Origin of the sequence: Enterococcus sp. 3H8_DIV0648, from assembly GCF_002140655.1 — a bacterium.
GTDB lineage: Bacteria > Bacillota > Bacilli > Lactobacillales > Enterococcaceae > Enterococcus_A > Enterococcus_A hulanensis.
The window spans coordinates 1,310,542-1,314,182 of record NZ_NGLG01000001.1 but is presented as its reverse complement, the minus strand read 5'-3'; the positions used below and the strand labels follow the sequence as shown (position 1 = coordinate 1,314,182).

The following is a 3,641-nucleotide window of genomic DNA, read 5'->3' as shown; positions in this document are numbered from 1 at the left end:
GTTTAGTGCAATGATATGCGTAGCGAAGATAGAACTATTTTTCACGTTTTTCGAAAAATAGACCCCTTGAGAGAAGCTAGCTACGAGTTCTGCTTCTCTGTTTCTAGAAAGAAATAAAATATTTAATCATCATGTATCGCAAAGGTTGATTTACAGTCCTAAAAGTTAACAACAAGTCCATTGAAGCTTTTGATTGGAAGAAATACAATAAGAGTGTAGGGGATATGATTTTTAGTTGATGAGGGAAATGAGGGAGTTAGATGGATGCAATTGAGATCAAACAATTGGAAAAGATTTATACAGAGGGTAAGAAGGCATTAGATGATATTAGCTTGGTGGTTCCTGAAGGGACGATTTTTGGCTTCTTAGGGCCAAATGGTGCTGGGAAAACCACCACGGTTAAATTATTGAACGGGATTTTGAATCCGACTCGCGGGGAAATGCGGGTGCTTGGGCTTGATCCAGTTAGCCAAGCAGAGAAGCTCCATCAATCGACAGGTGTTTTAACCGAGCATGCGGGAATGTACGATCATTTTTCCGGAATTGATAATCTGCGTTTCTTTGGACAGCTTTTTGGCATGACGAAAGCTGAAAGTGAAGCGCGCGGAATGGAGCTGTTGGAAAAATTAGGACTGACAGACGCGGCTGAAGTGAAGCTGAAAAGTTATTCGACCGGGATGCGGCAGCGGCTTTCGTTAGCAAGAACGTTGATTCATCGTCCAAATGTGCTTTTTTTAGATGAGCCTACTAGCGGACTTGATCCTGAAAGTACGAAAAGCGTGAATGAACTTTTATTAGAGCTTTCAAAAGAAGAGGGAACGACGATCTTTCTGTGCACGCATCAATTAAGGTATGCACAGGAAATTTGCAATGAGTATGGCTTGATGGATAACGGACAGTTATTAGCCTTGGGCAGCCTAGAGCAGCTGCGCCGCCGAACCTTCGATCACTATAAATTGATCATTGAAACGGATGTTATGCCGCCATCGCTTAACAGCAAACGTATCAGGGAGAATGTCTATGAGCTTTCCTTCCAAGAAAAAGCAGAAGTACCTCAACTGGTAAAAACAATCGTTCAACAAGGCGGGAAAATCTCACAGGTTACACCAATGGATTATTCTCTGGAGGATATTTATTTTGCTTTATTAGAAGGAGGGGAAGAGCATGTTTAATAATCGGCAAAAGGCCATTATGATCAAGGATATTCGAGGAATTACTGAAAACAAGCGCTATTTTTCAGTTTTAACGATTCTTCCACTGCTTTTTTCAGTGGTATTTCCTACGTTGATGCTGCTGACGGTTCTGATGAGTCCGACTGATTCCTCGTCATTTACCGAGATGGCGCGGATTTTACCGGACTTTCAAAAGCTGGATCAGGAACAGCTTATTCGTGAACTGCTTTCCTTAATGGTCAATAATGTCATTCCGATCTTCTTTTTGATCATTCCTATCATGACAGCTAGTGTGATGGCTGCCAGCTCATTTGTTGGCGAAAAGGAAAAACGAACGTTGGAAACTTTATTATACTCACCTCTGTCGATTCGGGAGATTTTTCGAGCAAAAGTTTATGCTTCATTTCTCGTGGGGGTCTTAGTGACTTATGTGTCATTTCTTTTGACAGTGATCGTGGTGGAAGTAGAGCTGTATATTTTTAAGGGAATGCTGCTTCCTTTGAGTCTCAACTGGCTTTGGGTGATGCTGCTGATCGTTCCGGCGATCACGATTATCTCAATTGTACTGATCGTCAAAGGATCGGCCAAAGCTACGTCGATCGAAGAGTCGCAGCAAAAAGCCGCTTTTTTAATTCTTCCGCTGGCGCTATTGATGATCGGTCAATTTACGGGGATTCTGGTTTTTAGCGGCTGGATCGTGGTTTCTATCGGGCTCGTCTTATTAGTAATCGCACTGCTGCTGCTGAGATATTCTATGACAGGTTTTACTTATGAGCGTTTATTAGATCGATAAAAAGGACCGTAAACAATTTTCCGTGAAGGAGATTGTTTACGGTCTTTGCTTTAGTCAAATTGCAGGATGCTGGCAGTCTGAGCCTTTATGTCATCAGACTTATTAGAGAAGACACTCATATCATCTGTTAGAATGCCGTCGATTCGCTGGAAACGGAGAACGGCTGCTTGCTGTTGCGAGTTCACCGGCCAAGCATAGACAGCTTGTTTGCGCTGACGCAGAGCCTGGATCAGATCGCCATTTGCGGTGCGCGACTCGATATTGACGAAATCTAATGAAGTCTTGGGACTGCCTAAAAGATCGAAGGGCAAGATATAGCCGACGCGCAGTTTAGGAAAGTCTTTCTTCATTCGATTTGCCGTATCAAGATCCATACTTTGCAACTGATGATTTGCCAGTTGATTTTTTAATGGCAGCAGTCTTTGGGTGATCGTGGCTTTGGTCTTGCCAGTGACCTTCAGTTCGATCAGCAGTTTTTGATTTAATTGGTTTGCGGCTGCCAAGTAATCAGAAAATAAAGGAATTTTGCTGGTATAGCCGTTTTCTTTTAAGGTGATATTCTTTAAGTCTTGCCAAGTTGTTTCATCGATCCGCAAGTTTTTATCTGCTAAGGCATTCAGGTCTTCATCGTGGATCACGACTAGCTGATGATCGGCGGTTTCTTGAACATCCATCTCAACGAAGTCTGGCCGTAGCTGTTGACTCGTTTTTTTCAAAACCTCGATGGAATTTTGGACACCGTTATGATTCGATACACCGCGATGCGAGATGGTCATCGGAGGCGCTGCTCGTTGGACTTGAAAAGCATGGGTATAGTGCAGCGAGTAAAGGCCTAAGCAGGTGATGATAATCAGGCCCAGCCAAAGGATTGATCCTTTGGACATGGATTCGTCGTTAAGGGGTTCTTTGTCCGGCGCAGCTAAATAAAGAAAAAAGAACGTCCATAAAATATTTTGTATGACCCGATAAACTACTAAGAAAACCATGGCCGTACTTTGTTTGGTTAGTAATTGGGTGCCCCAAATGAAGCCGATTTTGATCAGCAAACTGACACTTAAGAAAAAGAGCGGAATCAAAAGAAAGATCACGAATTGTTTAGGAAGACTTTTCTTCGTCTTTTGCCAGCTGAGTTCGATGCTTTCTTTCATGGGTTTACTTTGCTTTAGGTATTTTGGTACTAAGATCGAGCGATAAAGAAAATAGAGCACGATCAAGTAAAGTATTATCAGTATAGGTAAGATTTTCCAACGATAAAGAAACAGAAAAGAAAGCAGCCTCGCCGGCAACGGCTGCCACACCAGCAGCATCTGATAAAAGCGAAAGAAAAAAATCGGTGATAAAAGCAGCCAATACGCAAAGCTGACAAATGCCGCCTTCAAAGAAAAATTTTGAAAGGCTTTTTCGTTTGATTGCACTTGGCTGAAGAGGTTCCCATAAAGAAAGATCATCGCAAGGAACAAAAACAGATAAAAAGGTGAGTAAAGGTTGTTTAGAAAGCTTTGGCGGAAAAATAAAAAAAGTCCTTCTGTCAGAAAAGGCAGCCCAAAGCTGATAATCAGGAAATTATAGAGAGAAAAAGTGCTGAAAAAATAAGCAAGACGCTGACGTATGGAATTCATAGCTCCTCCTGTGGTTCTATAAGAAAATCGTTTTTAACGATCTGTGTATTTTTTTAT

General features: G+C 42.0%; 3 protein-coding genes. 2 read left to right on the top strand and 1 reads right to left on the bottom strand.

The features are described from left to right. The first annotated feature begins 260 nt into the window (after positions 1 to 260). Complete coding sequence (locus tag A5875_RS06020) at positions 261 to 1,172, top strand: ABC transporter ATP-binding protein (protein WP_088932766.1); 912 nt, start codon at positions 261 to 263, stop codon at positions 1,170 to 1,172. Beyond that, positions 1,165 to 1,965 (top strand): ABC transporter permease subunit, encoded by an 801-nt coding sequence (locus A5875_RS06015; RefSeq protein WP_088932765.1) that lies wholly within the window; start codon positions 1,165 to 1,167, stop codon positions 1,963 to 1,965. Before A5875_RS06020 ends, A5875_RS06015 begins: the two co-directional genes overlap by 8 nt. Before the next feature lie 50 nt (positions 1,966 to 2,015). On the opposite strand, the gene A5875_RS06010 is transcribed toward A5875_RS06015, so the two are convergent. Further along, positions 2,016 to 3,584, bottom strand: a complete 1,569-nt coding sequence (locus A5875_RS06010) for a glycerophosphodiester phosphodiesterase family protein (protein ID WP_088932764.1) — start codon at positions 3,582 to 3,584, stop codon at positions 2,016 to 2,018. Positions 3,585 to 3,641: the final 57 nt, after the last annotated feature.